We start from the raw sequence: 5,840 nt of genomic DNA, 5'->3' as shown, positions 1-5,840 counted from the left end.
CCATGCATCTCTCATAAGTGCGGCTGTGGGAGGCTGTGACAGGGTGGTGGCCTCAGTGTTTGTCAATCCGACACAGTTCTCAGCGGGAGAAGATCTTGACAGTTATCCAAGAGATTTTGAAAGAGACTGCAGGATCCTTGAGAAAAAAGGCTGTGATATGGTGTTTCATCCGTCTGTAGAAGAAATGTATCCCGAAGGATTCGGCACTTATATTAATCTTGAAACGGAGATGACAAAGCAGCTTTGCGGAAAAAGCAGACCGGGTCATTTTAGAGGAGTTTGTACGGTCGTAAGTAAACTGTTCAATATAGTAGGTCCTGATAGAGCTTATTTTGGTGAAAAGGATGCACAGCAGCTGGCTGTGATACGCCGGATGGTAAAGGATATGAATTTTAATATACAGATAGTAGGATGTCCTACCGTAAGAGAGTCAGACGGTCTTGCCAAATCCAGCAGAAACATGTATTTGAATTATGAGGAAAGAGAGGCTGCTACAGTACTGTATAGATCTATAGAAGCAGCAAAGGCATTGATTCGTGATGGGAGCTGTATGCTCTCGTCGAAGGTGGTGGCGCTGATGACTGATATAATTTCATCCGAACCTGCGGCAAGAGTGGATTATATTCAAGCGGTAGATGGAATGACGCTGCTTCCCAAAGAATCCCTTGAAAAAGGAGATCTTGTTGCAATGGCTGTGTATATAGGAAAAACAAGGCTTATAGATAATTTTACTATTGGCGGATAAAGTTATGAAAAATGCCTGTGGAATCTGATGTTTCAGTTTCACAGGTATTTTGTGTCATTAATTTAATTTTTGTCACATTTTATTGCAAAAGACCATGCGGTAAAAAGAATAGCTGATATTATTGCGATGAAATACGGAAGATGATCTGCGGCCACCTGTCCCAGAAGGCTGGCAATCAGAGAGATTATAAGCGGTGTTGTAAACTGCGCTAAGTATAAAGACATGGAAAGCAGAGGCATTACTGTTACTGCTGCTGATTTTCCTGCCTGCACAGATGCTGTTGAAATGATATAAGGTATTCCCAGTCCATTGGCGAAACCTATAAAAAACGATCCTAAAATGGCTCCTGTCCATTCTCCTATTGTCCAGAGTGCGGTATATCCCAATATAAAGAGGATAGGGGCGATGATTCTGGTGGTATGGCCTGCGCATTTTTTTATATGTATGAATGACAGACCTCCCAAGAAAGCAATAAAATCCATGCCAGCCATGATCGCAGCGATAAAATGCTGTGGGATAATCCCTTCTTTAGATGTTTCTATTGCGAATTCTGTAGGGTATATGAAGAATGTGAACATGAGAAGAAACATTGCTATAATGAATCGGTAGTATTTGACGAATATACCTGATTCTCTTTTTTCTGAGTCTTCACTTATGCGTTCATTTGGAAGAAATAATACACAGAAAACGATACTGATAAGTCCTATAAGGTAAACCAGAAAGCTCAGTCTCCAGCTTACTGACGCCAGAAGGCCTGCGATTAATGTAGATATGACACCTCCCAACTGGTTCATAGCAGAAGAGTATCCCATAAGCTTGTCTTGTTTGTCTTTTGTGTAATAAAAAGAAAGTAACCCTGTGGATAAAGGCATGATGATACCGACACCGATACCTACAAGAGAACGAAAAAAGAGTACAATGTAAATATTGCTGAAGATACCCGCTATACTGCCGCCGGCAACATAAAGTATCAGTCCCGTTATAAGCAGTCCTTTAGATCTGAAATGAAGGCATAGTTTGGGGAAAATGAAACTCATTATAACTATGAAAAGGGCCGGAATGCTTATTATCATCTGAGTAAGCGTCTGATTTGCATCACTGAAATATATCCTGATAGTATCAAGAGCAGGAGCCACGGCAGCCCCAGCCATGACAGTAAGAAGTGATAGTGAAAGAATTGTAATTGTAAGATTTTTTTGGCTGCTTTTTTTTGTAATCAAATTAAACCTCGCTTTCTTGAAATGATAAATGGCGGAATCAAAGTTTTCGCTTTTCTGCCGTATATTTTCTCTTTTGATACGCCAATATTACAAAACAATATATTAATTAAAACAAGAAAAGCGTAAATCCATTTGTTTGGACTTACGCTTTTGCTACACAACATTTGAATTATATCATAAGTTTTTAAAAACAATCAAACTGTATTTTGATTGTTTTTAAAAATGTACCTTTTGATATATTTTTGTATCTTATTTTGGGAATAAAATGAAAATTGTATATATAAAAATAATTAATTTTGTATATTTTGAACATATCAGTATTCGTGTATCATAAATGATGAAAAAATAATATGTATGCAGATAACAGAAAAGAGGAAATAATGAATACTAATGTGAATACTGTTTCGGCCCGGAGCAAAACGAAAATGTTGGTGATAAACGGCCTGTTTATCGCGCTTACACTTGTGGCAACGATGTTCATCAATATCAGGCTGCCCATGATAGGCAATGGAGGTCTGATACATTTGGGAAATGTACCGCTTTTTTTTGGTGCGTTCGTGTTTGGGAAAAAAACCGGAGCTATTGCCGGAGGAATAGGAATGGGTCTGTTTGATCTTATTTCCGGCTGGACAGCGTGGGCGCCTTTTACTCTTGTGATAGCAGGGCTTATGGGCTATGTGTCGGGAACTATTTCGGAAAAGCTGAAGATCCGTCCCGTCGTGGCTAATACTATAGCTGTTGCGGCAGCTCTTGCAATAAAAATTATTGGATATTACTTTGCGGAAGTGATTCTTTTCGGAAATTGGATAACTCCTCTCGGATCTATACCGGGAAATATCGTACAGGTAGCTGTGGCAGGAGCAATCGTTATACCTTTTGCAGGTAAACTGAAAAAAATAGCTATGAAATACTAAAGGAGGCAAGCATGTATAAGATAATGACGGCAGGTCCTACTCAGGTCCGTGAGAATGTTCGCATGGCCAGAAGTTTGGAGACTACCAATCCCGATGTTGATACGGAGTTTTGTGAGTTTTATAAGGAAACTTGTGATTTGCTCCGGGATTTGGTTCATTCTTCAGGTACGGCTTATATATTGGGTGGAGAAGGAATATTAGCCCTTGAGGCTGCCTGCGCTTCTCTTACGGAACCGAAAGACCGCGTACTTGTAATAGACAATGGTATTTTTGGAAAGGGGTTTGCAGATTTTGTAAAAATATATGGTGGACAACCTGTCTTGTTTTCGTCTGATTATCACAGACCGGTAAATATAGATGAGCTGAAGAGTTTTCTTGAAAAGGATAATGATTTTAAATATGCTACAGTAGTGCACTGTGATACTCCCAGCGGGGTAATAAATGATATTTCAAGAATATGTCCTCTTCTTGATGAGTATGGGATACTGTCAGTAGTGGATTCTGTTGCGGGGATGTTCGGGGAATATGTCAATGTAGATGAGAGCTGTATAGACATACTCTGCGGGGGATCTCAAAAGGTATTGTCAGCTCCTCCTGGACTGGCTATGGTATGGGTGAGTCAAAAAGCCGAAAAAGCTATGGAAGAAAGACATGTTCCTATAGCCTCATTTTATGCCAATATACTGACATTCAAAACATATTATCAGGATAAATGGTTTCCTTATACTATGCCTGCCAGTGATATCAACGGATTCAGAGCAGCTATAGATAATATTACAGCAGAGCCTGATATCGTGCAGAGGCATGCCGGTATAGCTGCAGCAACCAGAGAAGCTGTCACAAAGGCAGGTTTGGAGCTTTATCTGGACTATGGATTTTCAAATACTGTTACAGTGATCCGTGTGCCTGACGGGTTGACTGATGTACAGATATTATCCCTGATGAAGAATAAATATAATGTAATGATTTCGGGAAGTTTTGACATTCTTGCAGGTAAAGTTCTGCGTATAGGACATATGGGGGAGAACGCCAATGTAAGAGATATGGAGATGACGCTGGATGCTATGGACAAGTCATTGACAGAACTGGGAGTTACTCTTAAATGCAGTATGAAGGAAGCCTTTTCAGAATTTATCAGATGCAGGTGAACATGCAGCAGCAGTTGAGAAGAGATTTTTAAAAATGACAATTCTTCCGATTTGCATTATAATTATTATAGGATTTTTATGCAGATGTAGGGAGCTGTGAGATGTATATAAATATTATTTTTGCATTGTATATTATAGCAATGCTTATATCATTGGTGTGCTTGGTGTTTATCGGTCTGATACTTGTACGTAAAAATGACAGGGAAAATAAGATATATATATCAGTCAGAAGATTTGCTTCTGTTGTGTTGCTAACTGATTTACTTTATTTTATATTTTATTACCGTGAAGTTGTTTCTCGGGATTATGAACTTGCGACTCCATTTCGTATAGTGGATTATTTATTGTGTGATTTTTTGTTCTTTTGCTGGATACTTGTTCTGGCAAATATTATAAACAGAGATAAGCATAAACGTGTTGTGCAGGCAGGCGCAGCTGTAACGGCGGTCAGGATTATCTTTTCACTTATCATAACAATTGTATTCATGGGGCAGTATTACAATATTGACAATCCTGAAGTACGTCTGATATGGATGGTTTCGGAAGCATGTTTCATATTAATAACAGCATTAATAATAATATATTGCAGTATATATGGGATCATTGAAAGTGTCAGCCGTCTGAGGAGAAACTATATTATAGTTTGTTCTGTTTTGCTGCTGTTTTGGAGTGTGCTTCAGGGAATCATAGATATGGGACTGTTTGCTGGTAAATATGGTGTATCAGCGTGGGAAGTGGAGACTCCGGATTTCACCGGAGCTGTATTATTTCTTGTTAATCTGGCTACATGTGTGTTCGTTTTTCGTGAGGATTTCAGCCCGTTATTTTTCGGGGAAGATGTGTATGTGGCAGAAAGTGCTGATATAGATGAAAAACTGGATTTTATAGCGGCAGCTCATAAACTTACTGTCAGAGAACGCGAAGTGCTGGGACTGGTGTATATGGGAAATACTAATCCTGACATTGCCGAAGCTCTTTTCATATCTGTGAACACTGTAAAAAAACATATTCGGAATATTTACGAAAAGTTGGATGTAAAAAGCAGGTCGGAAGTGATACATTTGATAAACGCCAGGAACATAAAAAACGACGAAAAAAACAGGATATAATCAAATAGTACCCATTCGGGTACTGTTTTTTTTGAGAATTTTAAAGTAAGATACGAGAAAATCAAAACCCCTGATATAAAAGGAGGAGATCATGAAGAAGAAATTATTGTTTATCTTACTTTCGGCGTGTTTCGCTCTGGGATTATGCGGATGCGGAGGAGCCGGGACAGACGAAGCAAAGCTTACAGCCGATTGTCAAAACGGGAATTTTGTGGGAGAAGTTGATAAGGAGACAGATGTCATTGCCTTTAAAGGAATTCCATATGCTAAATCACCTACGGGAGATTTGAGATGGAAAGCGCCTCAGGCACCTGAGGACAGTGATGAAACTTTTGAGGCAAAGGAGTTTGGGAAGACAGCTACTCAGTATTCGTGGCATTCGGAACCGGCAGGAGAAAACGAAGCCGGTGTTGGGGAAGACTGCCTGACTCTCAATGTATGGACAAAAGATATGGACGCCGAAAATAAACCTGTTATGGTTTATATACATGGCGGAGGATTCGCATGGGGAGGGACGGCAGATCCTCTCTACAATGGATCTACCATTGTTGAGCAGCATGAAGATGTGATAGTTGTAAGTATGAATTATAGACTCGGCATGTTCGGAGAAATCGATTTCAGCAAAGTGCAAGGCGGTGAAGATTTCCCTGACAGTAAAAATCTCAGTATGCTGGATCTTATGCAAGGGCTGACATGGATACAGG

At 39.6% G+C, this 5,840-nt stretch carries 6 protein-coding genes; 5 read left to right on the top strand and 1 reads right to left on the bottom strand.

From position 1 onward, the window contains the following. Positions 1–745 (top strand): pantoate--beta-alanine ligase (gene panC, locus ACLR96_RS09925; protein ID WP_412265828.1); only part of this gene is annotated, 745 nt, incomplete at its 5' end. Between the two features lie 62 nt (positions 746–807). Here the strand turns inward: panC and ACLR96_RS09920 are convergent. Continuing rightward, a complete protein-coding gene (locus tag ACLR96_RS09920) occupies positions 808–1,965 on the bottom strand; it encodes an MFS transporter (RefSeq protein ID WP_177269779.1) in 1,158 nt (385 codons plus the stop codon). 380 nt (positions 1,966–2,345) lie between these two features. On the opposite strand from ACLR96_RS09920, the gene ACLR96_RS09915 reads away from it, so the two are divergent. The 4 genes from ACLR96_RS09915 to ACLR96_RS09900 all read left to right on the top strand — a co-directional run. Further along, complete coding sequence (locus ACLR96_RS09915) at positions 2,346–2,879, top strand: ECF transporter S component (RefSeq protein ID WP_177269778.1); 534 nt, start codon at positions 2,346–2,348, stop codon at positions 2,877–2,879. Between the two features lie 11 nt (positions 2,880–2,890). Further along, positions 2,891–4,027 carry a pyridoxal-phosphate-dependent aminotransferase family protein gene (locus tag ACLR96_RS09910; RefSeq protein WP_177269776.1) on the top strand — a complete coding sequence of 379 codons (1,137 nt, stop codon included), beginning with the start codon at positions 2,891–2,893 and terminating at the stop codon, positions 4,025–4,027. Positions 4,028–4,128: 101 nt separating this feature from the next. Further along, positions 4,129–5,136: a helix-turn-helix domain-containing protein gene (locus tag ACLR96_RS09905; RefSeq protein WP_283242289.1), complete on the top strand. Its 1,008-nt coding sequence runs from the start codon at positions 4,129–4,131 to the stop codon at positions 5,134–5,136. A 91-nt stretch (positions 5,137–5,227) separates the two neighbouring features. Then, positions 5,228–5,840 (top strand): carboxylesterase family protein (locus ACLR96_RS09900; protein ID WP_412265823.1); only part of this gene is annotated, 613 nt, incomplete at its 3' end.

Origin of the sequence: Lentihominibacter sp., assembly GCF_046951855.1 — a bacterium.
Taxonomy (GTDB): domain Bacteria; phylum Bacillota; class Clostridia; order Peptostreptococcales; family Anaerovoracaceae; genus Lentihominibacter; species Lentihominibacter hominis.
Note: the sequence above shows the minus strand (reverse complement) of the source record. Positions and strands in the feature narration are given on the sequence as shown.

Excerpts from the sequence above, each read along its gene's own strand:
- ACLR96_RS09915 (WP_177269778.1), top strand. The coding sequence starts at position 2,346 with ATGAATACTAATGTGAATACTGTTTCGGCCCGGAGCAAAACGAAAATG.
- ACLR96_RS09910 (WP_177269776.1), top strand. The coding sequence starts at position 2,891 with ATGTATAAGATAATGACGGCAGGTCCTACTCAGGTCCGTGAGAATGTT.
- ACLR96_RS09905 (WP_283242289.1), top strand. The coding sequence starts at position 4,129 with ATGTATATAAATATTATTTTTGCATTGTATATTATAGCAATGCTTATA.